The organism is Streptomyces sp. NPDC058051 (assembly GCF_042885475.1).
GTDB lineage: Bacteria > Actinomycetota > Actinomycetes > Streptomycetales > Streptomycetaceae > Streptomyces.
The window spans coordinates 38,724-63,934 of the sequence record NZ_JBHVRW010000019.1 but is presented as its reverse complement, the minus strand read 5'-3'; the positions used below and the strand labels follow the sequence as shown (position 1 = coordinate 63,934).

Annotated in this window: 21 protein-coding genes, 1 tRNA gene and 1 pseudogene; 12 read left to right on the top strand and 11 right to left on the bottom strand. The window is 71.0% G+C overall.

Annotated features, from left to right (window positions below; genetic code table 11):
* Window positions 1–219: 219 nt before the first annotated feature.
* A complete protein-coding gene (locus tag ACFVUT_RS26485) occupies window positions 220–504 on the bottom strand; it encodes a hypothetical protein (protein WP_389654819.1) in 285 nt (94 codons plus the stop codon).
* A gap of 62 nt (window positions 505–566) precedes the next feature.
* Entirely contained in the window at window positions 567–3,827 is a 3,261-nt protein-coding gene (locus ACFVUT_RS26480) for an ATP-binding protein (protein ID WP_389654821.1), read from the bottom strand.
* Between the two features lie 425 nt (window positions 3,828–4,252).
* Between ACFVUT_RS26480 and ACFVUT_RS26475 the strand changes: the two genes are divergently transcribed.
* Entirely contained in the window at window positions 4,253–4,759 is a 507-nt protein-coding gene (locus tag ACFVUT_RS26475; protein ID WP_389654823.1) for a flavin reductase family protein, read from the top strand.
* Window positions 4,760–4,927: 168 nt separating this feature from the next.
* On the opposite strand, the gene arfB is transcribed toward ACFVUT_RS26475, so the two are convergent.
* Window positions 4,928–5,362, bottom strand: a complete 435-nt coding sequence (gene arfB / locus ACFVUT_RS26470; RefSeq protein WP_389654825.1) for an alternative ribosome rescue aminoacyl-tRNA hydrolase ArfB — start codon at window positions 5,360–5,362, stop codon at window positions 4,928–4,930.
* 308 nt (window positions 5,363–5,670) lie between these two features.
* On the opposite strand from arfB, the gene ACFVUT_RS26465 reads away from it, so the two are divergent.
* On the top strand, window positions 5,671–6,246 hold the full coding sequence (locus ACFVUT_RS26465; RefSeq protein WP_389654827.1) for a TerD family protein: 576 nt from the start codon (window positions 5,671–5,673) through the stop codon (window positions 6,244–6,246).
* Between the two features lie 258 nt (window positions 6,247–6,504).
* On the top strand, window positions 6,505–8,085 hold the full coding sequence (locus ACFVUT_RS26460) for a M4 family metallopeptidase (protein WP_389654829.1): 1,581 nt from the start codon (window positions 6,505–6,507) through the stop codon (window positions 8,083–8,085).
* Between the two features lie 52 nt (window positions 8,086–8,137).
* Here ACFVUT_RS26460 and ACFVUT_RS26455 read toward each other — a convergent pair whose 3' ends face one another.
* Together ACFVUT_RS26455 and ACFVUT_RS26450 are read right to left on the bottom strand one after the other, a co-directional pair.
* On the bottom strand, window positions 8,138–9,565 hold the full coding sequence (locus ACFVUT_RS26455) for a M1 family metallopeptidase (RefSeq protein WP_389654831.1): 1,428 nt from the start codon (window positions 9,563–9,565) through the stop codon (window positions 8,138–8,140).
* Between the two features lie 301 nt (window positions 9,566–9,866).
* On the bottom strand, window positions 9,867–10,427 hold the full coding sequence (locus ACFVUT_RS26450; RefSeq protein ID WP_389654833.1) for a heme-binding protein: 561 nt from the start codon (window positions 10,425–10,427) through the stop codon (window positions 9,867–9,869).
* A gap of 223 nt (window positions 10,428–10,650) precedes the next feature.
* Between ACFVUT_RS26450 and ACFVUT_RS26445 the strand changes: the two genes are divergently transcribed.
* Together ACFVUT_RS26445 and ACFVUT_RS26440 are read left to right on the top strand one after the other, a co-directional pair.
* The gene (locus ACFVUT_RS26445) at window positions 10,651–11,964 is read left to right on the top strand and encodes a histidine kinase (RefSeq protein ID WP_389654835.1); all 1,314 of its coding nucleotides are present in this window, start codon (window positions 10,651–10,653) and stop codon (window positions 11,962–11,964) included.
* Complete coding sequence (locus ACFVUT_RS26440) at window positions 11,961–12,587, top strand: response regulator (protein ID WP_389654837.1); 627 nt, start codon at window positions 11,961–11,963, stop codon at window positions 12,585–12,587. Before ACFVUT_RS26445 ends, ACFVUT_RS26440 begins: the two co-directional genes overlap by 4 nt.
* A gap of 212 nt (window positions 12,588–12,799) precedes the next feature.
* Here the strand turns inward: ACFVUT_RS26440 and ACFVUT_RS26435 are convergent, their stop codons facing one another.
* The gene (locus ACFVUT_RS26435) at window positions 12,800–13,678 is read right to left on the bottom strand and encodes a hypothetical protein (protein WP_389654839.1); all 879 of its coding nucleotides are present in this window, start codon (window positions 13,676–13,678) and stop codon (window positions 12,800–12,802) included.
* Window positions 13,679–13,847: 169 nt separating this feature from the next.
* On the opposite strand from ACFVUT_RS26435, the gene ACFVUT_RS26430 reads away from it, so the two are divergent.
* Window positions 13,848–14,345 (top strand): hypothetical protein, encoded by a 498-nt coding sequence (locus ACFVUT_RS26430; RefSeq protein ID WP_389654841.1) that lies wholly within the window; start codon window positions 13,848–13,850, stop codon window positions 14,343–14,345.
* Window positions 14,346–14,366: 21 nt separating this feature from the next.
* Here ACFVUT_RS26430 and ACFVUT_RS26425 read toward each other — a convergent pair whose 3' ends face one another.
* The gene (locus ACFVUT_RS26425) at window positions 14,367–15,044 is read right to left on the bottom strand and encodes a pentapeptide repeat-containing protein (RefSeq protein WP_389654843.1); all 678 of its coding nucleotides are present in this window, start codon (window positions 15,042–15,044) and stop codon (window positions 14,367–14,369) included.
* A gap of 145 nt (window positions 15,045–15,189) precedes the next feature.
* Between ACFVUT_RS26425 and ACFVUT_RS26420 the strand changes: the two genes are divergently transcribed.
* Window positions 15,190–16,398: an NAD(P)-binding protein gene (locus ACFVUT_RS26420; protein ID WP_389654844.1), complete on the top strand. Its 1,209-nt coding sequence runs from the start codon at window positions 15,190–15,192 to the stop codon at window positions 16,396–16,398.
* Between the two features lie 48 nt (window positions 16,399–16,446).
* On the opposite strand, the pseudogene ACFVUT_RS26415 reads toward ACFVUT_RS26420, so the two are convergent.
* Window positions 16,447–16,932, bottom strand: a pseudogene (locus tag ACFVUT_RS26415) (GNAT family N-acetyltransferase); the annotation flags it as partial.
* A 116-nt stretch (window positions 16,933–17,048) separates the two neighbouring features.
* Entirely contained in the window at window positions 17,049–17,963 is a 915-nt protein-coding gene (locus tag ACFVUT_RS26410; RefSeq protein WP_389654934.1) for an aminoglycoside phosphotransferase family protein, read from the bottom strand.
* A 124-nt stretch (window positions 17,964–18,087) separates the two neighbouring features.
* Here ACFVUT_RS26410 and ACFVUT_RS26405 point away from each other — a divergent pair, with 124 nt between their 5' ends.
* Window positions 18,088–18,762: a rhomboid-like protein gene (locus tag ACFVUT_RS26405; protein WP_389654846.1), complete on the top strand. Its 675-nt coding sequence runs from the start codon at window positions 18,088–18,090 to the stop codon at window positions 18,760–18,762.
* A 90-nt stretch (window positions 18,763–18,852) separates the two neighbouring features.
* The gene (locus ACFVUT_RS26400) at window positions 18,853–20,262 is read left to right on the top strand and encodes an NAD(P)/FAD-dependent oxidoreductase (RefSeq protein WP_389654848.1); all 1,410 of its coding nucleotides are present in this window, start codon (window positions 18,853–18,855) and stop codon (window positions 20,260–20,262) included.
* 189 nt (window positions 20,263–20,451) lie between these two features.
* Here ACFVUT_RS26400 and ACFVUT_RS26395 read toward each other — a convergent pair.
* A tRNA-Thr gene (locus ACFVUT_RS26395) sits at window positions 20,452–20,525 on the bottom strand.
* A gap of 184 nt (window positions 20,526–20,709) precedes the next feature.
* Here ACFVUT_RS26395 and ACFVUT_RS26390 point away from each other — a divergent pair.
* The 3 genes from ACFVUT_RS26390 (at window position 20,710) to ACFVUT_RS26380 (ending at window position 23,263) form a co-directional block, all read left to right on the top strand.
* Entirely contained in the window at window positions 20,710–21,846 is a 1,137-nt protein-coding gene (locus tag ACFVUT_RS26390; protein ID WP_389654850.1) for an ABC transporter ATP-binding protein, read from the top strand.
* Window positions 21,847–22,083: 237 nt separating this feature from the next.
* Window positions 22,084–22,497, top strand: coding sequence for a hypothetical protein (locus ACFVUT_RS26385; RefSeq protein WP_389654852.1), 414 nt, complete (start codon window positions 22,084–22,086; stop codon window positions 22,495–22,497).
* A gap of 34 nt (window positions 22,498–22,531) precedes the next feature.
* Window positions 22,532–23,263, top strand: a complete 732-nt coding sequence (locus tag ACFVUT_RS26380; RefSeq protein ID WP_389654854.1) for an NDP-sugar synthase — start codon at window positions 22,532–22,534, stop codon at window positions 23,261–23,263.
* Between the two features lie 193 nt (window positions 23,264–23,456).
* Here the strand turns inward: ACFVUT_RS26380 and ACFVUT_RS26375 are convergent, their stop codons facing one another.
* On the bottom strand, window positions 23,457–25,118 hold the full coding sequence (locus tag ACFVUT_RS26375; RefSeq protein ID WP_389654856.1) for a DoxX family membrane protein: 1,662 nt from the start codon (window positions 25,116–25,118) through the stop codon (window positions 23,457–23,459).
* Between the last annotated feature and the right edge of the window lie 93 nt (window positions 25,119–25,211).

Genomic DNA, 25,211 nt, shown 5'->3' with positions numbered 1-25,211 from the left:
TCCTGATGCGTCCAGGGCGGGGGCGGGACCGGGACCAGGACCGGGGGCGGGACCAGCGGCCCCACGGACACACGGGCACACGGGCACACGGGCACACGGGCACACGGCTGACGGGGGCACCGACTCACGGGCCGTCAGGATTTCCACGTGGTACCCCGCACTGCGGAAGCCGGTCCTCCTTGGCTCGGATGCCGGACGGGCCCTCACGCTGACAGGCCGTCAGGGTTGCTCGCTGGTCCCCGCGATACGGACGCGGAGGCAGCCCTCCATGGCCCGGGAGCCGTCGGTGACCAGCTCATGGCCCTGTTCCGCGCACCATGCGACCACCGCTGCCGCGACCTCGGTGTCCACAGTGACCAGCTCCACGACCGCGTCGCCCGGCAGCCCCCGGCAACGACGCGTCAACAGCGGTTCGACACGGGCCCACGGCTCGCCGCCCGCGTCGACCATGACGTCGGGATGCGGGAACGGTCCGTGCGGGCGGGGTGGTCGGGGGGTGGTCACGGAACAGGACTCCTCGGTCAGGGGGCGGCTTCACCTGTGGCCGCGACCGTAGAAGCCCCGGATTACCCGGGAATTGCCGAGGTGTCCGCCATGCCCGCAGACGGCAGCGCGCGCGCTTCGTCGAGCAGGACGCGGGCGTCGTCCACCGCTTGGGCGTCGCCGACCCGCTCGGCCTCCGCCATGCTGCGGATCAGGCACTCCTCGGCCCGCTCCCGTCGTCCTGCCCGGACGTGCACCTCGCCGAGCCTGGCCCAGACATGCCCCAGACACCAGGTGGCGCCGCTGGAACGGGCCTCGGCCACCGCCTGTTCGGCCAGCTCCAGCGCTGCGGCGCCCTCGCCCCGGAGCAACTGGACACGGGCGAGACAGCCACGCTCGAACGCGATCACGGAGGGGTCACCGGTCCGCTCGGCGAGCTCCAGGGTGCGCAGGTTGTGGCTCAGCGCCTCGTCCAGGTCGCCCCCGCGCAGGGCGCATTCGCTGAGCAGCGACAACGCACTGGAGATCAGTGCCGTGTGGCGCGCTCGCTCCGCGAGAGGCAGCGCCCGGAGCGCCGCCTCGTGAGCCTCCTCGGTCCGATCGGCGTGCAGCAGACAGGCGCAGCGGTTGATCAGGGCGCGGGCGAGCAGCACGGGCACCGCTTCGGCGGGTGCGAGGCGGGCGAGCCCGGCGGCCTCGTCGGCGGCCCGCAGCCCCTCCTCCCAGCGGCCGACCACGAAGCTCAGACCCGCGACCATGATGCGGTGGCCGGCCGCGTCGGCGGGCGACAGGTCCGCGGGCAGGGGCTCGAACTCCACGAGCAGGTCCAGGCCCTGCTGGGGTCGTCCGGCCCGGCCGAGCGTTCCGGCGAGCAGTTCGGCGGTCCGGACGGCGGCGTCCTGGTCGCCGCGCAGCCGGAACTCCGCCAACGCCTCGTCAAGGACCTCTTCGGACTCGGCGTAACGGGCGAGGTGCCGCAGGACACGGCCCAGGCCCAGGCGGGCCTCGGCGGCGGCCGGGTCGCCCGCGAGGTCGAGACGGGCCACCAGATCGGTGTAGTGCCGCTCAGCCGCGTCGTTGGCGTACAGCGCCTCGGCGCGCTCTGCGGCCTGCCGCAGGAAATCCACCGCCCGGGGGTCGTCGGCCCGTCCGAAGTGCAGCGCGAGGGTTTCCACCGCGCGCGGCCGACGGCTGAGCACCGCCTCTCCCAGCGCGGTGTGCAACTGCCCGCGGCGTACCGCGCTCACCGCGCCGTACACGGCGAGCCGCACCAGAGGGTGGCAGAAGGCGTAATCGGGTACGGCGCGCCCGCCCGTCGCGGCCTCCCGCTCCTCCACGAGGCGGGCGGCGACGGCGGTCTCGACCCCGTCGGCGAGTTCGGCCCCGTGCAGCGGCGGGCGCAGGCCGGCTCCGGCGGCGGTCAGCTCGCTGAGGGGCGCCGTGCCACCCGCGGCGGCGAGCAGTTGCAGCACGCGGCGTGCGGGGGAGGGCAGCCGGCCGACACGGGCCGATACGAGGGCGCGTACGCGCTGGGGCAGGTCGAGGTCGTCGAGCGAGCCGTCCGCCTCCGCTGCCTCGCGCACCGGGTCCGGTTTCGGTTCCGGTTTCGGTTTCGGTTCCGGTCCGCGCGTCGAATCCGGCGCTCCCTCACGCACCGGGTCCGGTTCCGCCGCGTGCGTCCGGGGCGGCTGGGCCGTGTGCGTCCGGGGCGGCTGGGCAGACTCGTCCACTTCGTGCCAGGCAGCGGCCAGTTCGGCGGTGAAGAGCGGGTTGCCGCGTGACAGCGCGAAGACTCCGGCTGCCGCCCGGCCGCCTTCCTTCTCCCCCATCAGTTCGGCGACCAGCCCGGCGCACTCGCGCCTGCTGAGCCGCATGAGCTCGACGCGCCGGGCGAGGCCCCGTGCGACCAGCGTCCCCACGGTCCGTCTGCGCGGGTCGTCCTCGTCCAGCTCGCCCTCGCGCAGGGTGACGACGAACCGCAGCGGTCGCCCGCCGGAGGAAGTGACCAGATGGAGGAGCAGTTCCAGTGACCCGGCGTCGGCGGCCTGTGCGTCGTCCAGTACGAGCAGAACCGGGCGGGTCGCGGCCAGATCGGCGAGCAGGTCCGCCGTCGCGCGGAACAGACGGGCCCGCTGTTCCTCCGGATCGAGACCGGCGTCGGCTCCGGCCGGGGCGGGCGCCGATCCGAGAGCGGGCAGCAGTGCGGCGAGTTCCGGGTAGTCCGTGCCGACGGCCGCGCGGACCTCGGGCGGGCAGTCGGCGAGAAACCCGTCCAGGGCTCCGGCCAGCGCACCGTAGGGGATGGCACCCTCGTGCCCCGCACCCCACAGCACGGTCTCGCCGCGTGCGACGGCGGCCCGGCCCGTCTCCGCCGCGAGGCGGGTCTTGCCGACCCCCGCCTCACCGTCGACCAGGACGAGCGGCACCGCCGGTTCCGGGTCGGTGAGCAGGGCGACCGCACGCTCACGCCCGTGCAACCGCGTGGCGGGCGGGTGCCGGATGGCGGCGGGCAGGACGGAGGCGTACGTGAGAGCGGCGCGGTTCGGCTCGGCGAGGGCCTTGCGGTAGAGGTGCTGGGTCTCGGCCTCCGGACGAGTTCCCAGCTCCCTGCCGAGCACGTCGCGCAGAAGGTGGTACTGACGGACCGCCTCCCGGCGGTGTCCCAGGTCGAGGCGGGCCCGGATCAGCCGACGGTGCAGCGCCTCGTTGACCGGGTCGGCGGTCACCTCGGCGGCGAGCAGGGACAGGACGCGGTCCGGTTCGCCGGCCGACAGCAGGGCGTCGGCGAGCGCGAGCACGGTGCGTGCACGCAGGGCCTCCAGTTCGTGGCGGCGGGCCTCGGCCCAGTCGGCGTACCGGTCCTCGGGGAGCAGTGGTCCGGCCGCGAAGGCGGCGGTCGCTGCCGTCAGGCGGGCCGCGCGGTCCTCGGCGTCGACCGCGACAAGGGCGGCGACGGCCAGGCGTTCGGCGTGGTCCGCGTCGATCCACACCCGGTCGGGGGTGAGCAGCAGCGATTCGCCGTCGCTGATCAGGTACGCGGACCGGGCGCGCGCGGAGAGTTCGGGCTCGAAGGCGCGGCGGACCGTGTGCAGGGCGACCGCGAGCCTGCTGAGTCCCGCACGCGTGGTGACCTCGGGCCACAGCAGGTCCAGCAATTGGTCGCGGTGGAGGCGGCGGCCCGGGGCGGTGGCGAGCACCTTGACCACCGCCTTGGCTCCGGGGCGCCGCCAGCCGTCGTCGACCGGCCCGAGATCGTCGCGCACGGCCCGGAAGCCGCCGAGGAGGTGGAGCCGCAGTGTCGGGGGCTCGTCGGAGCGCGGGTGAGCTGCGGGGGTTGGCTGCACGCGCTCGAACACTAGACGAATGCGTGACCGTCCCGGGAGAGCTCCCGCGCCCCGGCCGACCGTGCGTCCGGCGCGGGCCGGGGAGCCCCTGCGCAGGTCAGGAAGCCCGTTCGGCAGGAACCGAAGTCACCGTTCCAGGAGATCGGCCGCCAGTGGCGAGAAGGTGCCATGGCAACTAACCGCCCGAAGTGGACTGCTCGCACCCCTCGGCGTAAGGGGCTCCCCTCGGCGTACTCCCCTCGCCGTTACGGACTCCTCGCCCCGCCTTCGGCGGTGTGTGCCGGGCACGCATGGACCGGGGGTCCTAGGACCCGGCTGGTCCCCTGGCCCGATGCGACGACGGACCGTACGCGGCTAGCGTGCCCGATGTGTTGCATATGAAGTCTCCCGCCTCGCGTCCCCAGCCCATCCCCCATGCTGAGGGGGTGAGCAACGATGAATTCCGAGGCGCTCTCGCCCGACTGGCCGCCGGCGTCGTACTGATCACCGCCGAGGAGCCGCCACTGGACGAGAACGGGCGCGGCGAGGACGTCGGGATGACGGCGACCGCCTTCATGTCGGTCTCGCTGGATCCGCCCCTGGTCATGGTCAGCCTGCGCAACGGCTCACGGATGGACGACCTGTTGGCGGAGCAGCCGCTGTGGGCCGTCTCCGTACTCTCCGAGGGCCAGCGGCACATCGCCGGACGGTTCGCGATGAAGGGCCGGATCAGCGACCGGCTGCTGTTCGAGGACATCCCCTCCACCAGGGGTGAGATCAGCCACGCACCGCTGGTCGAAGGGGCGCTGGCCACGTTGGAGTGCCGCACCGAGCAGCGGGTTCCTGCAGGCGACCACACGCTGGTCATCGGCCGGGTGCTGAGCGCGACCCTGCCGAGCGGGGACGGATCGCCGCTGACGTACTTCCGGGGAAGGTACCGGCATCTGGCGTAACCCTCCAGGGCCGGTGCCGACCCCGGGACAAGCTTCCCGGGGTCGGCAGCTGAGGTGAGCCTCGCAAGGACGGTACGGGCAACCGGGACGAGCCTCGCGGGGGACGCCACCGGCACCGGCAGCTGAGGTGCGGTGAGCCCTGCGCGCATCAACGAGCGCCGCCTGCGGCTACCAGTCGCGGCCGGAGCGCCCGCGCTTCGTCTCGCCGCGCTGCTTCTTCTCGCGCAGGCGGCGCTCGTTGATGCCGCGCGGAATCCTGGACTTGCGGCGCGGCCGGGGCGGCGGCGCCGTGGCCTCGGCCAGCAGGGACGCGAGCCGCACAAGAGCCGTCTCGCGGTTGCGCCACTGGGAGCGGTGCTCGGACGCCCGGACCGCGATCACCCCGCCCACGAGCCTGCCCTCCAGACGCTGGAGCGCCCGCTCCTTCCACACCTCGGGGAGCGACTCGGTCGCCGCGAGGTCGAAGCGGAGCTCCGCCTGGGAGTCGCTGGTGTTGACGTGCTGCCCGCCCGGCCCGGAGGACCGCGAGAAACGCCACATGAGCTCGGCCTCCGGCAGGGAGACGGAACCGCGGATGACATAAGGCCCGGACATGACACCCATGTTCCCCGGCCCACAGGGCGTTCGTCACCTTCTTTTACCGCGTTCTTTTACCGCGTCACCGCACTACGGCGCCGCCACCGCACTACGTACGGCGCTACGGCCCCACTGCGCACCGCACCACCGCACGAACTTTCTCGCCGTGCGAGGCGTGTCCGCCGTCCTCCCGACGGCCCGGCGGCACGTCGGGAGGAGTTTGGTAAAGAAAGTAAAGGGAGCAGGAACCTCCCGGCCCCTTGCCCGCGTTATGACCTGTGACGGTAGCTTCGTGAGGGCACGAAGCCCGCACTCGACGAGGAAAGGGACTTCCCATGGCTGTAAGCCTGTCCAAGGGCGGCAACGTCTCGCTCACCAAGGAGGCCCCGGGCCTGACCGCCATCACGGTCGGCCTCGGCTGGGACGTCCGCACCACCACCGGCACCGACTTCGACCTCGACGCCTCGGCGATCGCGGTCAACCCGGGCGGCAAGGTCGTCTCCGACGGCCACTTCGTCTTCTTCAACAACAAGTCGACGCCGGACCAGACCATCGTCCACACCGGTGACAACGTCACGGGTGAGGGCGAGGGCGACGACGAGCAGATCAACGTCAACCTGGCCGGTCTGCCGGCCGACGTCGACAAGATCGTCTTCCCGGTCTCGATCTACGACGCCGAGGCCCGCAGCCAGAACTTCGGCCAGGTGCGCAACGCCTTCATCCGCATCCTCAACCAGGCCGGCGGCGCGGAGATCGCCCGCTACGACCTGAGCGAGGACGCCGCCACCGAGACCGCCATGGTCTTCGGCGAGCTGTACCGCAACGGCGCGGAGTGGAAGTTCCGTGCGGTCGGCCAGGGTTACGCCTCGGGGCTGCGCGGCATCGCACAGGACTTCGGCGTCAGCATCTGACACAGCGCGGCCGACAGGCCCTGACGTACCGAAGCCCCCGACCGCAGGAGATGCGGTCGGGGGCTTCGGCGTGTACGCGTGATGCTCCCTGCTCACATTGTGTTTCCGGCCCTGCCGAATAGCGAACACAAGCACATTCCATTCGGACAAGAAGTGGTCAAAAATATGTGAGGCATTTGTTAGTACACCGTCAACATTGGTCATTCGGTGGCACGCTCTCCGCTCGTAACCCCCCACGGAACGAGCAACGGAGAACGTATGACCCCCCACATGAACACCCGTCGCGCCGCAGCCCTGGCCGCCGTGGCCGCCATGGTCGTCGTCGGCGTCCAGACCGGTGCGGCAAACGCCGCTCCGGACAACGGAAGTGACGGCTCCTCCGCCACTCGCAGCGCCACCCCCTTCGCCGCGAACAGTGCCTCCCAGCGCGGCGCCGCCATCAAGTCGGCACAGTCCGAAGCCTCTTCGACCGCGGACACCCTCGGCCTCGGCAGCCAGGAGAAGCTGATCGTCCGTGACGTGATCAAGGACGCCGACGGCACCGTCCACACCCGCTACGAACGCACCTACGCCGGCCTCCCGGTCCTCGGCGGCGACCTCGTCACCCACACCGCCCGCAGCGGAAAGCTCAAGAGCGTCACCAAGGCCACCAAGGCCCGGATAGCCGTGCCGTCGACGACGGCGAAGATCAAGACGGCCGCCGCCGCCCGCAAGGTCATCTGGGCGGGAGACGGCACGCCCGTCCTCGCCTTCGAGACGGTGCGGACCGGGGTGCAGAAGGACGGCACACCGAGCAGGCGACACATCATCACCGACGCGACCACGGGCAAGGAGCTCCAGAGCTACGAGGCGATCGAGACCGGCGTCGGCAACAGCCAGTACAGCGGCGAGGTCGAGCTGACGACCACCGCGACCGGCTCCGGCTACGAGCTGACCGACGGCGACCGCGGCGGCCACACGACGTACGACCTCAACCAGGGCGAGAGCGGCACCGGCGACCTCGTCACGGACGACGACGACACCTGGGGCGACGGCACCGGCGACGACCGCCAGACCGCCGCGGTCGACGCCGCCTACGGTGCCGCGCAGACCTGGGACTTCTACAAGTCGGCGTTCGGCCGCGACGGCATCGCCGGGGACGGCAAGGCCGCGTACTCGCGGGTCCACTACGGCGACGCGTACGTCAACGCGTTCTGGGACGACAGCTGCTTCTGCATGACGTACGGCGACGGCGCCGACAACAAGAGCGCGCTGACCGCGCTCGACGTCGCGGGCCACGAGATGAGCCACGGCCTGACCTCGTCCACCGCCAACCTCGACTACAGCGGGGAGTCCGGCGGCCTGAACGAGGCGACCAGCGACATCCTCGGCACCTCGGTGGAGTTCGCCGCCGACAACAGCACGGACGTCGGCGACTACCTCATCGGCGAGAAGATCGACATCAACGGCGACGGCACCCCGCTGCGCTACATGGACGAGCCGAGCAAGGACGGCGGCTCCGCCGACTACTGGGACAGCAGTGTCGGCGACCTCGACGTGCACTACTCGTCCGGCGTCGCCAACCACTTCTTCTACCTGCTGTCCGAGGGCAGCGGTGCGAAGACGATCAACGGCGTCGACTACGACTCCCCGACCGCCGACGGCTCCACGGTCACCGGCATCGGCCGGGACAAGGCCGTCCAGATCTGGTACAAGGCCCTCTCCGAGTACATGACGTCGACCACCGACTACGCGGACGCCCGTACGGCGACCGAGCAGGCGGCGACCGACCTCTACGGCGCGGACAGCGACGAGCTCGCGGCCGTCGACGCCGCCTGGAGCGGCGTCAACGTGAACTAGGGCCGGTGAACCTTTGCGGCCTGGGCCCGGCAGCGGGTCGCACGGGAGCCGGTCAGCCCTTCGGGGCGGGCCGGCTCCTGCCGTACAGCCATGTGCTCCACAGCTCCGTCAGATCCTGACCGGTCGTCTTCTCCACATAGGCGGTGAAGTCGGCGGTCGACGCGTTGCCGTGCCGGTGAGCCCTCGTCCAGCCCCTGACGAGCGCGAAGAAGCGCCGGTCGTCGTCCACAGCCTGCCGGATCCTGTGGATGACCATCGCCCCGCGCCCGTACACCGGTGCCTTCAGGACGTCGGCGGCGCCGGGCGGATCGGCGGGCGGGAAGGCCCAGTTGGCATCGTCGTCGAAGGCGGCGTCGAAGCGGTCCTGGACCGGTCTGTCCCCCTGGTCGTCCTCCCACAGCCACTCCGCGTAGGTCGCGAAGCCCTCGTTGAGCCACGTGTCCCGCCAGCTCTCGGGCGTGACGGAGTCCCCGAACCACTGGTGGGCCATCTCGTGGACCAGCAGTCCGGCACCCGGCGGCCCGGGAAAGTACGGCCGGTTCTGGGTCTCCAACGCGTATCCGGCGTCCCCCGGACGTCCGACGATCGCGCCCGTGGCGGAGAAGGGATACGGCCCGAAACGTTCCGCCTCCCAGGTCACGATCTCGGGAACCCTGGCGAGGATCCGCGCGCTGTCCGCCCCCACCGCCGTGTCCGCGGCGGTGAACACCTTGATGCCACCCGGCATGGTCGACGTCTTCACGTCGAAGCGGCCGATGGCGAGCGTCGCGAGATAGCTCGCCATCGGTTCGGCGGTGTGCCAGTGGTACGTGGTGCTGGTGCCCGAGGTCCTGCGGGAGGTCAGCTCGCCGTTGGAGACGGCCGTCAGGCCCTTGGGAACGGTCACGTCGAGGTCGTACGACGCCTTGTCGCTCGGGTGGTTGTTGCCGGGGAACCAGGCCATGGAACCGGTCGGCTCACCGAGCGCCACCGATCCGTCCGCGGTCCTCAGCCACCCCTCCTTCGAACCGTCCGGGTCGGTGAGGGTCTGCGGGGAGCCGGAGTAGCGGACGACCGTACGGAACGTCATGCCCTTGTGGAGCCGGTTACCGATCCCGGCGTCGGGACGCAGGGTGAGTTCGTGGCCCGCCCGGTTGACGGCGGCCGGACGGCCCTCGACCGTCGCGGACCGCACGGTGAGCCCTGCGAGGTCGAGGTTGAAGGCGCTGAGGTCCTGCGTGGCGCGCGCGGTGATGGTGGCGGTGCCGCGCAGGTGGTGGGCGGCCGGGTCGACGTCGAGGGCGAGGTCGTAGTGGGTGACGTCGTAGCCGCCGTTGCCGAGCTTCGGGAAGTACGGGTCGCGCAGACCGGCGGCGCCGGGCGTGCCTTCGACACCGCCGGTGCCGCCGGTGCAACCGGTGCAACCGGTGGAAGCCGTCAGAACCAGCAGGGCGCAGGCGCCTGCGCGGGTCGCGCGGCGGACTGGTGTTCGCTGGTTCACACCGGTGATCCTAGGCGCGAAATGTTCCGAATACACGGAATGCCGGTGCGGTGGGGCACTGGAACGGGGGTGGTGACTGGAGCGGCCGGAGTGGCTGGAACGGCCGGAGCGGCCGAAGTGGCCGAAGTGGCCGGTGGGTTGGGGGGCGCGGGTTGGGGAGGCGCGGGTTGGTGGGGCATGGGTTGGTGGGGCGCGGGTCGGTGGTCTGGCGGACGGAGCGACCTGCGGGACGGCGGGGCGGCGGCCCGGTGGCATGTACGGCGTGGGTGCTTTGACAGGCCCGGTCGCCGCCCTGCTCGGCCTACTTGGTGAGGGCGGCGACGCCGGCCTGCGCGAACTTCTCGTCGAGGTCGCCGCTCGGGGCTCCGGCCACTCCGATACCCGCCACCGGGGCTCCCTTGACCTGCACCGGGGCACCGCCCGCGAGGAACAGCGTGCCGGGGATGTCCTTGAGGTTCGGAGCCTGCTCCAGACGCTTGACCAGATCGGAGGTGGGCGCGTTCCAGGAGACGGCGGTGTACGCCTTCTTCACCGCGGACTCATACGCCTGCGGGCCCGCACCGTCGCCGCGGAGCGTCACGATGGTGTTGCCGTTGCGGTCGACGACGGCGACGGAGACCCGCTGGTTCTCCTTCTTCGCGGCGTCGAGCGCTGCCTGCGCGGCCCTGGTGGCGGCGGCCACGGTCAGGTGGGTGGTCTGCTGGAGGTTCCGGTTCGCCGCGTCGGCCTTGACGGCGGTGGCGGCGGGCGCGGCAGCGGGGGTGGAGGCGTTGGCGGACATGGCGCCGAAGCTTCCGGCACCGAGGGCGGCGACGGCAACAGCACCGGTCAGGACGCGGGTGCGCAGCGACAACTTCTTCATGGCGAACTCCTCAGCAACAGGGGGCGGGCTTCTTCCGCTCTGCCATCGATCCTCCGGCCGTCTCCGGCGCCGCACGGTCGACGGACCGGCTCGATGCCTCGCGCGGGACGGCCGACGGCTCCATCGGCCGATCGGTTGATGCGGAGGTGGTCATCCGGGGTGACCATGGATGTGCCCGTGCAGGTCAGCGGCGCTGACGGCGGTGAGGAGCGAGGGGTACGAGGTGGAGCACCGACCCGGACCGGCATCCGGCGTGAACGGGACCGGCGACCCGGATGCCCGGTGGCTCACGCTTCTGATGCACGCCTCCTTCTTCCTGCTGCTCGGTGCGTCGCTCGCCCGCTTTCTGCTGCGGCACCCCGGCGAGGCGCGCACTCCGTGGATCATCGCGCTCTCCGTCGCCCTGGCCGTGCTGTACGTACTCGGGCCGGTGCTCGGTTCGCGCCCGACGCCCCGCAGTGTGGTGTGGCTGGGGGTGCTGGTCGCCGTGTGGATGGTGCTGGTCGTGCTCGCGCCGAGCTTCGCGTGGTGCGCGGTCCCGCTGTTCTACACCGGTTTGCGGATCCTTCCGCCACGCGCCGCACTCGTGCTCGTCGCCCTGCTCACCGCGTTCGTCGTCGCCGCGCAACTGCGGCTGGCCGGCGGTTTCGACCCGAACCTGGTGCTCGCCCCGCCCGCGGTGGCGGCGGTCGCTACAGCGGTCTTCGTCCATATGCAGCGTCAGGCCGTGCGCCAGCGCGACCTGTCCGAGCGGCAGGGTGAACTGATCGACGATCTTTTGCGCACCCGCCGCGAACTGGCCGCCACCGAGCGCCGCGAAGGAACCCTCGCGGAACGCCAACGGCTCTCGATGGAGATCCACGACACGCTCGCGCAGGGCCTGTCCAGCCAGCAGATGCTGCTCCAGGCCGCCGAACGCACCTGGGACGCCGATCCGGCGACCGCCCGCCGCCACGTCCGTACAGCGACGGGCATCGCGGAACGCAGCCTCGCCGAGGCCCGCCGCTTCGTCCACGACCTGGCGCCCGCCGATCTCGCGGAGGGCGGAGACCTGGAGGCGGCCCTGCGCACACTGGCCGCACGCGAGACGGCGCAGGCGCAGGGGCGGCTCGTCGTCCACTGCCACGTGGACGTGGAGGGAGCCCAACGCACCACACTGCCCGACCGCGTACAGTCCGCGCTGCTCCGCATCGCGCAGGGCGCACTGGCCAACGTGAAGGAACACGCACAGGCGACCGAGGCGGCACTGACGCTGACCCGTCTCGACGACCGGATCGTCCTGGACATCGCCGACAACGGGCAGGGCTTCACACCCACGCAGCAGCCCGGACCCACCGGCGGCGTACGCGGCCACGGGCTGCCCGCGATACGTGCCAGGCTGCAACAGCTCGGCGGCACACTGACGATCGAGTCGGCACCCGGCGACGGCACGGTCCTGTCCGCCGCCGTCCCCCTCACCCCCACAACCGCACCGCCGACCCCTCCGGAGGACTCCCGCATGACCGCGCCCCCGATCACCCCGGAGAACCCCGCATGACCGCGCCACCCGTACGCATCCTGCTCTGCGACGACCACGCCGTCGTACGCGCCGGTCTGCTCGCTCTGCTCGGCAGCGACACGGACATCGTGGTCGTCGGCGAGGCCGGCAGCGGCGAGGAAGCCGTCGCCCTGGCCGCGAAGCTCACCCCGGATGTCGTCCTGATGGATCTCCAGCTCGGCGCGGGCATCGACGGCATCGAGGCCACCCGCCGCATCGCCGCCACCGGCGTCCACGTGCTGGTCCTCACCACGTACGACACGGACGCCGACATCACCCGCGCCATCGAGGCGGGCGCCACCGGCTACCTGCTGAAGGCCGAACGTCCGGAGGAACTCTTCGCCGCGATCCACTCGGCCGCCCAGGGACGCACCACGCTCTCCCCGCCCGTGGCCGACCGCGTCATGGCCCGGATGCGCACCCCGCGGCCCGCACTCACCGGGCGCGAACTCGACATCCTGGCCCAGCTCTCCCGTGGTCTGGGCAACCGCGACATCGCCCGCGCCCTGTTCATCAGCGAGGCCACCGTGAAGACGCACCTGGGCCGGATCTACGACAAACTAGGCGTCGACACCCGCGCGGGCGCCGTCGCCGTGGCGAAGGAGCAGCGGCTGCTGCCGTAGACCAACCCCGAGCGGGGATGCCGCGACGAGCGCGGGAAGACGACCACGGGAACGGAAGGATCCGGGCGACCCTTCCTCCACCCTTCTCGCCGTCCGTCTTCTTCACGGAACGCCGCAGCGACACGTAGCAGCGACACATCGCAGTGGCGAAGCCCCGCAGACGCCCGGGACGCCTGCGCACCACGCCGCCGACGGACGCCGCAGGCCCGAGCTCAGGCAGCCGGACCCGCGTCACTCCTGCTCGGCTCGAACAGGTCATCGACCGTCTTCACCGTGAACGCCCTGTCGACCCAGACATCGAGCAGCGGCAGCTCCCGGCACAAGCCGATCCGCTCCCGACACGCATCGTTCACGGTGATGCCTCGGCGATCCAGGGTCCGCAGCACGCTCAGAGCCCGCTCCTTCGCGATGCCCTCTTCCCGCCCCTCTTCCCGCCCCTCTTCCCGTCCCTCGTCGCGGAAGCTCTCGGCGACGATGCCGTGGAAGTGGCTGAGGCTCGTGCTCATCAAATTCCTCCAGATCTCGCGGGCCGGGGTATCGCCCAGACCGGCCTCGGTGAATTCTGCGAAGACCGCCGCAGCATCGGCATCCGTGGTCGTGAGTGCCGCAGCAAGGGCCTCCAGTATGGCAGTGATGTCGTGATCGCCACCATGTGTGATCGCCGCGAACACTGCCATCGGGATGTCCTCGGCGGCCTTCGCGGCGTCGGTCACGGCCGGAACGTTGTGCGGGCCGAGGACCAGCGGGTACACGGCAAGGCTCGGGTGCTTCTCCAGGCCGATACGGATCGGTTCCGCCGCCCATTCCGCGGTGCTCTTGTCCCGGCAGACGACCAACAGCACAGGTGGGTAGCGGAACTTCGCGTACAGATGGGCCAGGTAGTAAGCCCAGCTGCTCCGCTTGTCCGGATCTTTCCTGCCCTGTGCCTCGATCGCCAGCAGGTAGCAGCTGCCACCCACGACGTCGATCCGTAACAGCGTGTCGACATGACGCTCGACAGGGCGCACCTCGGTCAGATCCGTATCCATGAGGGAGACGGAGACCGACTCGGGAAAAGGGACACCCAGCGCACGGAAGGCGCTGGCGAACAACGTCGGATTCTCCTGAAAGATCCGATGTTGCGCTTCATGTGGTGAGCTGACCATGATGAGAACTTATGCGTCTGGCATGTGCCATTCGCCCGTTCTTCTGTTTCTTCACCCGATCCGGCGGCCAACCACCGCGGCGTTGACGTACGCCCGGGCATGACACCATCGGATCGTGCTCGACATCGGCTACTCCCTCTCCCGACGCTTCCCCGACCCCCCGCAGACCGACTACCGCCGTGCGGACGTCCACGCCCTGCGGCACGATCTGTTCTCCGGGGACGTCTACCTCGCGGACACCGAGACGGACCGCGAGGTGTCCACCGCCTGGGGATGGGTGCCGGTGCTCGACTTCGCCTGGGCGCTGTGCGACATCGTCGAGCAGATCGACCAGGATCCGCGCGGCAACCGCTCGCACCGACAGCAGTTCGCCGAGCTGGACTTCACCGAGTCGTCCGACCGGATGCTCTTCGAGCGCCGCTTCGGCTGGGTGGACGTCGAGGCCGACTGGATGCCCGGCGACGAGCCCCCGCTCACCTTCAACCACGCACTGCTGCGCCGCGAGGCCCGCGACTTCCTGCACGATCTGATCGCCGACCTCGCCGACCTCCACGAGGGGCTCGCCGACAACCCCGTGATCTGGGACCTCCAGGCCCGCTTCCCCCGGGTCTGACGAACGGGCCGGAGGAACCGTCTACGCCTCCACCCGCACCCCGATCTGCGCCGCGAACGCCGGTGCCAGCTCCATCAGCTGGGCCGGGCTGATCACCGCGCCGGCCAGCCGCTCCACCCCGCGCGCGATGTCCAGCTCCGCGACCGTCCGCAGGTCCACCGCGTCCATCCGCACAGCGCTGAAGTCGGCCCGCTTCAGCACACAGTCGCGGAACTCCACCCGCACGAGCTGTGCCTCCCCGAAATCCGGCTCGGACAGTACGCAGCCTTCGAACACCACGTCCTTCAGCCGCGCCTTCCGCAGATTCAGGTAGTCGATCTTCCCGCCGCGCACCAACACCCGCTCCAGCACCGCACCGTGCAACTGCACCCCGCCCAGCCGTGCGTCCACCAGCTCCACATCGCGCAGCGACGCCCCCGCGAAGTCGGTGCCCACACCCCGGACGCCCGTCAGCACCGAGTCGATGAAGCGGGCTCTGACCAGCTCTGTACGGTCCAGTGCGCAGCCGTCCAGCGCGCAGTCCATGAACCGGGCACCCGGACCCGACTCGTCCGCGAGATCCGTCCCCTCGAACCGCAGACCGTCGTAGTCCCCATCGGGCTCAAGCCCTCCCCCGTCGTACGGGGCGAGTGGCGGGAGCCGCACCTGAGGCCGCCGTGCCGCTGCGATGGTGTCCGTCTTCCTGCTACTGCGTGCCATGCACCCATCGTGACCCACGCCACTGACAACGCCGCCTCGCCGATGTCACAAACACGTGCCCGCCGACCGTCCCGTACACAGCAGCGCCGTAAAAGCAGCGCCGTGCGCAGGAGCGTCGTTCGACGAAGGAGAAGGAGACCGGGACATGCAGCGCATCCACATCATCGGCGGTGGCCTCGCCGGATTCACCGCAGCGATCACCGCCGCCGAATCCGGCGCCCAGGTGACCCTCCACGAAGCCCACCACACTCTCGGCGGACGGGCCAGGACCGCCGAGGGCACGTACCGCACCAACGACGGGCCCCACGCCCTTTACCGCCGCGGGCCCCTCTGGGCCTGGCTCGACCGGCGCAACATCCTGGGCCCCGTCGCCACCGTCCCGCCCCTCGAAGGCGCCCGGCTCCGCTTCCGGCTCGACGGCACCCTGCGCCGCACCCCACCCCTCTCCCTCTTCCGTCTCAGCCGCCGGCGCGCCGAACAGGCCCCGGTCGACACCGACTTCCACACCTGGGCCACCGGACAGGTCGGCGAGACGGGCGCCCGCACAGCAGCGCGCTACGCCGCCGTCGCGCTTTACCACCACGACCCCGGTGCGCTCTCCGCCGCGTTCGTCCAGGAACGGTTGCGCCGCGCCGCCGCGCTGCCGCCCGAGGCCCGCTACCCCGTCGGCGGCTGGGCCCGGATCATCGACCAGATGGCGGCCCACGCCTGGAACCTCAGCGTCCGGATCGAGACGGCGGCCCGCGTCGACGCCGGCGACCTCGACACCCTGACCCGGCAGGGCCCCGTGATCGTCGCCACCTCCCTCGACGCCGCCCGCGTCCTGCTCCGCGACCCCTCACTGACCTGGGACAGCGGCAGAACCGCGCTCATCGACCTGGCCCTGCGCACCCGGCGCGGCGACGCCTTCGCCGTGTCCGACCTCGACGCCCCCGGCTGGATCGAACGCTTCAGCGCCCAGGACCGCACCCTCGCACCCGCCGGACAACAGCTCGTCCAGGGACAGCTCCCCCTCGCCCCCGGCGAGCCCAGAGCCGTCGGCATCGCCCGCGCCGAGGAACTGCTCGACCTCGGATACCCGGGCTGGCGCGAACGCACCGTGTGGCGCCGCGAGGCCCTCTCCTCGGGCCGCACCGGGGCGGTCGACCGCCCCGGCACCACCTGGCGCGACCGGCCCGCCCTTGACCGCGGCGACGGCATCTTCCTCGCGGGTGATCAGGTCGCCGCACCCGGACTGCTCAGCGAGGTGTCGTTCAACAGCGGAATGGAGGCGACGCTGCTCGCCCTCAAGGCATCCGGGAACCGGACCGTCACCCGTACCTCCCCCACAGAGTCCGACCTCAAGCAGCCTTGAAGCCGGAAGACGGCTCACACCCGCCGCTCTGCCGCCGGGCACAAGGCCCTACCGCCCGCCGAGCTTCGACAACGCCCCGTCCGTCAGCCGGTACACCGTCCACTCGTCCTGCGGCCGCGCGCCCAGCGACTCGTAGAACGCGATGGACGGGGCGTTCCAGTTCAGCACCGACCACTCCAGGCGCTCGTAACCGCGCTCCACGCAGATCCGTGCCAGCTCCCCCAACAGTGCCTTCCCGTGCCCGCCGCCGCGCCGCTGCGGACGTACGTAAAGGTCCTCCAGGTAGATGCCGTGCACCCCGCGCCATGTGGAGAAGTTCAGGAACCACAGCGCGAAGCCGACGGCCTCACCGTCGTCGTCCGACTCGGCGATGTGCGCATACGCGGCGGGCCGCTCACCGAACAGTGCCTCGTGCAGTTGCTCCTCGGTGGCGTTCGCCTCGTGCAGGGCCTTCTCGTAGTCGGCCAGTTCACGGACCATGGCATGAATGACGGGGACATCGGCGGGAGTAGCGGTACGAATCATGGAAGCAGCGTAAGCACGGGCCCGCTCACGGAAGCAGCGCCAGCACGGCCACGCTCACGGAGGCAGCGCCAGTACGGGCTCCCTCATGGGAGCAGCGCCAGCACGGCCACGCGCTTCGCGCTCCGCTACCTGCGTCCCAACAGCAGCCGCGCGATCTCGACCTGGTCCGGTTCCAGGCGCCGCGCGCCGCCCGACACGGCCCACAGACCGTTCTGCAGGATTCGCCCCAGCGTCCAGGCCCGCGCCCGCTCGCGGTCGAGCCCCGGCGTCTCCGTCATCAGATCGAACCGCCACCGCACCGCCGCCGCGTCGAACCGGTTGACCAGCGCCGGAAGGAGCTCGAACGCCGGATCGCCGACCAGCGGCTTCGGGTCGATGACCACCCACCGGCCCTCCCCGTCGGCCAGCACGTTTCCGTAGTGAAGATCCCAGTGCAGCAACCGGTCCCCCGGCTCCCCCGCGACCTCCCGCACCGCCGCCGCACAGTCCGCCAGCAGCCGCCGCTCCTCCGCATCCGTCAGCGCCGCCACCGCCCCCGCCGCCGCCTCCAGCATCCGCGCCGCCATGTCCCCCAGCCCCCGCAGCCCGCTGTCCTCCGGAGCGCGTACGGACGACAGCCCGGCCAGCAGCCCCGCGAGAATCCGTACCGCCTCCCGCTCGTCCGCCATCCCCATCAATGAGCGGCGCCCGTCCAGCCGTTCCAGGAGCAGCGTGCCCGTCGCCGGGTCGTGATCCAGCAGCTCCACAGCCCCGGCGTCCGCCTCGCCCCACACCCGCAGCGCGACCGGCTCCCCCGCCGTCTCCTCGTCCACCGGCTGGATCTTCAACGCCGCCCGGCGCCCGTCCGCCACACGCACCACGGGAAGCACCAGCGCGCACACCCCGCACAACGCCTCGCCGTCGCGCCGCAGCCCCCACCTCTCCAGGAACGCGGCGGCCCGCCCCGGCAACGCGGCGAGAAACGCCCGCCCGGCCGCCCCGTTGTACGTGGACTGGGTGTCGATCAGCTCGCTGGGGATCTCGATCAGCTCGCCAGGGATGTCGACCACACGGACGATCGTAGAGCGGAGCGTCCCGCAACGTCGCCCACACGGACGTTCGCGGAGTGGTGCGTCCAACAGTGTCGTTCACACGGACGTTCGCAGAGCCGTGCGTCAATCGGTTATGACTCCGAGCAGCCCCGCCCCGCCCACCCGGCCGCCCAGCACCGCCGGCTCGTGGATCCGCAGCGTCGGCTCATGGATCCGCAGCGCGCCCGGCACCTACATCTGGCTGGCCGCACTCTTCGTCACCACCGTCATCGTCCATCAGATGTCACCGGACTTCGAAGAGGACTTCCTGCGCCAGCGCTCGACCAACATCCACGAACTCTCCCAGAACCCCGTACGCGTCCTGATCACCAGCGCCTTCTGGATCGACGGCGGCCCCTGGCTCCCCTACGCCGCCCTCTACACCGTCTTCCACGCCCCGGCCGAACGCTGGCTCGGCACCCTGCGCTGGCTCGCCGTGGTCATCACGGCCCATGTCCTCGCCACCCTCGTGAGCGAAGGGGTACTGGCCTGGGCCATCCGGCACGGACACGTACCGCCGTCCGCCGCGAACACACTCGACGTCGGGGTCAGTTACGCACTCGCGGGCGTCGTCGGAATCCTCACGTACCGCATCCCGTCGCCCTGGCAGTACGTGTATCTCTTCGCCGTCCTCGTCTTCTACGGCATCCCGCTCATCACCGGCCGCACCTTCACCGACCTCGGTCACTTCGCCTCCGTGCTCATCGGCCTCGCCTGCTACCCGCTGGCCCGGTCCCGGCACAGGACGAAACCCCTTCCGGCGCAGTAACGTCCCGCCCCAGAGGAAGCCCGGCTCCCCACCACGGCTCCCCACCAGGCTTCACACCAGGACTTCTCCACCGGACAAAGCAGGGGCAACATGAGCACCGTCAGCACCGTCAACGGCGGCATATCGTTCTGGTACGCGGACCAAGGAACCCCCACCCCCCGGGAACCCCTGCCCGGCGACGCCACCGCAGACGTCTGCATCGTCGGCGGCGGATACACCGGGCTGTGGACCGCCTACTACCTCAAGAAGGCCGTCCCGTTCCTCAACATCACCGTTCTGGAAGCCAAGTTCTGCGGCTACGGCGCCTCCGGACGCAACGGCGGCTGGCTCTACAACGGCATCGCGGGCCGCGACCGCTACGCCAGGCTCCACGGCCACGAAGCCGCCGTCCGCCTCCAGCGGGCGATGAACGACACCGTCGACGAGGTCGTCCGCGTGGCCGCCGAGGAGAACATCGACGCCGACATCCACCAGGGCGGTGTCCTCGAAGTCGCCTACACCCCCGCCCAACTGGCCCGGCTCAAGGACTTCCACTCCGTCGAGATCGCGTTCGGCGAGAAGGACCGTGTCCTGCGCGGCGCCCGCGAGACCGCCGAACGCGTCAACATCACCGGAGCCGTCGGTTCCACCTGGACGCCGCACGGCGCCCGCCTGCACCCGGTCAAACTCGTCAAGGGCCTCGCCTCGGTCGTCGAGGCACTCGGCGTCACCATCCACGAGTCGACACCCGTCACCGAGATCAAGCCCAAGCACGCCCACACCCCGTACGGCATCGTCCGCGCCCCGTACATCCTGCGCTGCACCGAGGGTTTCACCGCGAACCTCAAGGGCCAGAAGCGCACCTGGCTCCCCATGAACTCCTCCATGATCGCCACGGAACCGCTCCCCCGGTCCGTGTGGGACATCATCGGCTGGGACGGCCGCGAGACCCTCGGGGACATGGCCCACGCCTACATGTACGCCCAGCGCACCGCCGACGACCGCATCGCACTCGGCGGACGCGGCGTCCCGTACCGCTTCGGCTCGGGTGCGGCCCACTTCCACGACACAGCCCGCACCCACCCCGCCACCATCGAGGCCCTGCGCGAGATCCTGGTCCGCTTCTTCCCCGTCACGGCGGGCGCCCGCATCGACCACGCCTGGTCCGGTGTCCTCGGCGTCCCCCGCGACTGGTGCGCCACCGTCACTCTCGACCGCTCCACGGGCCTCGGCTGGGCCGGCGGCTACGTCGGCTCGGGCGTCGCCACCACCAACCTGGCCGCCCGCACCCTGCGCGACCTGATCCAGCAGGACTCCGGCCAGTCCGGCCCCACGGAACTGACCACGCTGCCCTGGGTCAACCACAAGGTCCGCCGCTGGGAACCCGAACCCTTCCGCTGGCTCGGCGTCCACGGCATGTACGCCGCCTACCGCACAGCCGACCGCCGCGAACTCGCCTCACCCCGCCTCGCCACGGACCCCCTCGCGAAGGCCGCGGACCGGGTGTCGGGGCGGCACTGAGCGCACACGGACACGGGCGCCCGGCCCCCTGGCACGCTCTGCACCGGCAGCGGAAAACCCCAGGTCACGGGCTACGAGACCCCAACGGAGACCACGGACACCCGCGCGGCCCGCTCCCGCCGCCGCCGTCCGCGACCGCTGAACGAAAGAACCCCAGCTCAGAGGACATCTGAGCTGGGGTTCACGCCGAGCCCCCTGTCGGATTCGAACCGACGACCTACGCATTACAAGTGCGTTGCTCTGGCCAGCTGAGCTAAGGAGGCGTGCCGGAGCAGTGTAACCAACACCGCACCCTGCGCGGTCCCAGAATTTCGCACCCCTCGAACTACTGACAGATTCCAGATGGCCAGGTAGCGTCGTTGAGGATTCACCCAAGTGGACTAGATCACTCCACTCCCTTACTCGGATCGTCCGGCACGTTCCTGCCGGTGAAGGAGAAGATTCAGCATGGCCAGTGTCACGTTCGACAAGGCGTCCCGCGTCTACCCCGGCTCCACCAAGCCGGCCGTGGACCAGCTTGAGATCGACATCGCGGACGGTGAGTTCCTCGTCCTCGTCGGTCCTTCCGGTTGTGGCAAGTCGACCTCCCTGCGCATGCTCGCGGGTCTTGAGGACGTCAACGGCGGCGCGATCCGCATCGGTGACCGCGACGTCACGCACCTGCCCCCGAAGGACCGGGACATCGCCATGGTGTTCCAGAACTACGCGCTGTACCCGCACATGACCGTCGCGGACAACATGGGCTTCGCGCTCAAGATCGCCGGTGTCAACAAGACCGAGATCCGGGCGAAGGTCGAAGAGGCCGCCAAGATGCTGGACCTCTCCGAGTACCTGGACCGCAAGCCGAAGGCGCTCTCCGGTGGTCAGCGGCAGCGTGTCGCGATGGGCCGCGCCATCGTGCGTGAGCCGCAGGTCTTCCTCATGGACGAGCCGCTGTCGAACCTCGACGCCAAGCTCCGTGTCTCCACCCGTACGCAGATCGCCTCGCTCCAGCGCCGTCTGGGCATCACGACCGTGTACGTCACGCACGACCAGGTCGAGGCCCTGACCATGGGTGACCGTGTCGCGGTCCTCAAGGACGGTCTGCTCCAGCAGGTCGACTCGCCGCGCAACATGTACGACAAGCCCTCGAACCTCTTCGTGGCCGGCTTCATCGGCTCCCCGGCCATGAACCTGATCGAGGTCCCGATCACCGACGGTGGCGTGAAGTTCGGCAACAGCGTCGTCCCGGTCTCCCGCGAGGCGCTCTCCGCCGCCGCGGACAAGGGCGACACGACCGTCACGGTCGGCATCCGCCCCGAGCACTTCGACATCGTCGAGCACGGCGGTGCCGCCGCGAAGGCCCTCTCGAAGGACAGCGCCGACGCCCCGGCCGGTCTGGCCGTCTCGGTCAACGTCGTCGAGGAGCTGGGCGCCGACGGCTTCGTCTACGGTTCCGCACAGGTCGGCGACGCGGACAAGGACCTGGTCGTCCGCGTCGGCGGTCGCGCCGTCCCGGAGAAGGGCACCAAGCTGCACGTCGTGCCGCGCCCCGACGAGCTGCACGTCTTCTCCACCTCGACGGGTGCACGTCTCAGCGCCTGACACCCCGCGCACCCGCACCGCGCACCCGCACCGCAACCGGCCCCGCACGTTCTTCGTGCGGGGCCGTTCGCGCGCCCGGGACACGCGAGGGTTTGAACGCGTACGATGCCGAAATCCCCGGCACACCGGTCATTTCTCCGCCGTTCGTCAACACGTGATTCGAAAAACATCCTCGAACCATCCCCCTCAAGAGTGACGAAATGTCGCCAAATCATCACTGACCGCTACGCTCGCTGCGTGACCCACACCGCGCGCCGCATCGGCCGAACCCTCGCTCTCGTACTGCCCGTCGTGATGGTCCTCTCCGGGACTCTCGCCGTCACCAGCGTGCCGTGGGCAGCGCACAACCCCGAGTCGCAGGTCCTGACCGCGTCCGCCCAGAACGTGTCGAAGCGTGCCAAGGCACGCGCTCCGCAGGACGTGCTCCGTGACCGGCTGCTCGTGGAGCTCCGGCAGAAGAACCCGGGAGTCGCGCTGACGGACCTTCAGCGTTCCGTCGAGGGCCGCCCCTCGCTCGCCCGGCACTGCATGTCGATCGCGAAGGCGCTCGGCCGCGCCGCGGTCGAGCAGTACGGTCCGACGCGCGCCCACCGGTTCTCACGTCCCGTCTGCGACACGTCCTTCGCCTCGGGTGTCGCCCAGTTCAGCTGACCCACCGGTCCGGGCACCGCATATCGTGCCTGGCATGCATACGTATCCGACGCAGGCCGTGGTCCTGGCTGGTGGCCAGGGATCACGGCTGCGCCCGTACACCGATGACCGCCCCAAGCCGATGGTCGAGATCCCGGGCACCGGGACTCCGATCATCGGCCATCAGCTGTCCTGGCTGGCCGCCGAGGGTGTGACCGACGCCGTGGTGTCGTGCGGTCATCTGGCCGAGGTGCTGCAGGACTGGCTGGCCTCGGCGGTGCTGCCGCTGCGCGTGACGACCGTCGTGGAGGCCGAGCCGCTGGGCCGCGGCGGCGGGCTGAAGTACGCCGCCGCCCGGCTGCCCGACCCCGACGAGCCCTGGTACGCCACCAACGGCGACATCTGGACGCGCTTCTCCCTGCGCGAGATGGCCGCGTTCCACGCCGAGCGCGACGCGACCGCCACCCTTGCCCTGGCCCGTCCCCGCATCCCGTGGGGTGCCGTGGAGACGGACGCGTTCGGGCACATCACCGACTTCATCGAGTCGCCGCCGTCGCCGTATCTGATCAACGCCGGTGTGTACGTGTTCTCGCCGACGTTCACGACGCTGCTGCCGGACCGGGGCGACCACGAACGGACGACGTTCCCGCGTCTGGCCCGCGAACGCCGACTGGCCGGGTACCCGCTCCCGCACGGGGCGTACTGGCGGGCCATCGACACGGCGAAGGACCTGACCGAGGCGGCCAAGGAGCTGGACGCGCAGGAGCGGGGAAGCCGGCAGGGATAGGGGCTGTCCCGTAGGAAACGTCGGCTGAGCGGAAAGCCGGCAGGAACAGGAAGCCGGAGGGAACGGGCAAGGCGGCAGGAGCGGGAAGCCGGCTGCGCATGGGGAGAGGGGCGGTCACCGGAGCGAACGAACCGGCGACCGCCCCTCTCCGCAGGTCCGGGCGAGGGACGAGGGGTGGGGGGTGAGGGTGAGGTCAGCCGAGCAGGCCGCCGATGGGGTTCTGCCCGCCGCCGGACGTTCCGCCGGTGGAGCCGCCACTGCTGTCCGAGTCGCCGCCGGTGGAGCCGCCGCCGGTGCCCGTGGAGCCGGAAGAGCTCGGTCCTGAACTGCTGGACGGAGGCTGCTGCGGAGTCGTCTGCTGCGGGGGCTGCTGTGCGGTGCCCTGAGTCTGGCTGGGCTGCCCGCTGCCGGCCGCCGACCCGGACTCGCGGACGGCTCCCGCGGCGGGCGTGGACGCCTTGGCGGACGGGGTCGTGGAGGCGCTGTCGCGGGTGGCCGAGGGGCGCTGCCCGTCCGGTGTGCGGGAGGCCCGGCCGCTCCCGGACTCCAGCGGGAGCGGGGAGCCGGGGAGCTGGTTGGTCGGTTCGCCGTGGGGACCGGGCACGGTGACGACCTGGGAGGAGCGGACCGCGCCGCCGAGCAGGGAGCCCACGAGAAGGGTGAGGCCGACGACGACGGTGGCGACGACGGCGCCCCGGCGCAGCACGCGGCGGCGCAGGTCCCAGATCGCCGAGCGCGGGCCGAGCCTGCGCCAGGCCTCCCCGGCGAGCCGTCCGTCGACGGAGTAGACGGGAGCACCCGCGATGATCAACGGGCTCCAGGCGGCGAGGTAGATGATGTCGGGCGCGTCGTAGACGGCGACGGTGCGCCAGCTGACGGTGACCAGCAGGGCGGCCGAGAGGAGTGCTCCCATGGAGGCGGCGACGCGCTGCCAGAGGCCGAGGACGGTCAGGACACCGACGACGACCTGGAGGAACGCGACGGTGAGTCCGGCGCCGACGGGATGCGAGAGCGCGAAGTCGCGCAGAGGCTCGGCCAGCCCCCAGGGATGCAGCGAGGAGAGCCACGTGACCATGGAGCCCCGCTCGCCCCCGTCGAAGTAGACGGGGTCGCACAGCTTGCCCATGCCGGCGTAGATGGAGATGAAGCCGAGGAAGACCCGCATGGGCAGCAGCACGACGCCGAGGTTCATCCGGCGCCCGGGGTAGTACGCGTGCCGTACGGAGTCGTTGCCGCGACGTCGGCGGGCTCCGGTGGCGTCGTCGTACGCGCCGTCGGCGTACGCGCCGTCGGCGTACGCGCCGTACGCGTCGTCGTCGTATGCCTCCTGGCCGTACGGTCCGGTCTCGACGGAGTCGTAGGCGCCGACCGCCTGGCGCATGGGCGGCAGCAGGGGGCCGCCGCCCTGGCGGGGCGCGGTGACGACGGGGTTGGGCTGGGTGTCGTCGAGGCGCTCGATGACCTGGGTGCCGCCCGCACCGAGCCCGCCGTCGAACTCGTGCCCGGGGGGCGCCGCGTAGGGGTCGTACGGGTCGTAGGCGCGGGCGGGGCGGCCGGCGGTGGAGTTCCGTACGGCCTGGAGGAGTCCGGTGGCGCCGGGGTCACCGGGGGAGGACCTGCCGCTCCACACGACGGGCGAGCGCCTGCCGCGCGCCGCTCCGGCGGAGCCGCTCATGGCGGGGATCCTGGGCGTGCCGGCGGGGGCCAGACCGCGCAGCCGCGGGCGCTGGCCCGGGGCGAGCTGCACCCGGAAGCTGGCGTGGTTGACGATGACCTGCGCAGGGTCGCTGTCCACCTTGGTCATGCTCAGGGCGGGTTGGTCGTCGAACCGAGGCGTTCTGGTGTCCACACTCATCTAACCGAGTGATGTGTGTTTAGGACACTGCCTTGACGGGCCCTTAGTGTCCGAGGCCCGTCAACAGCCCTCCGGGCGGGCGCGGCCGGTGCA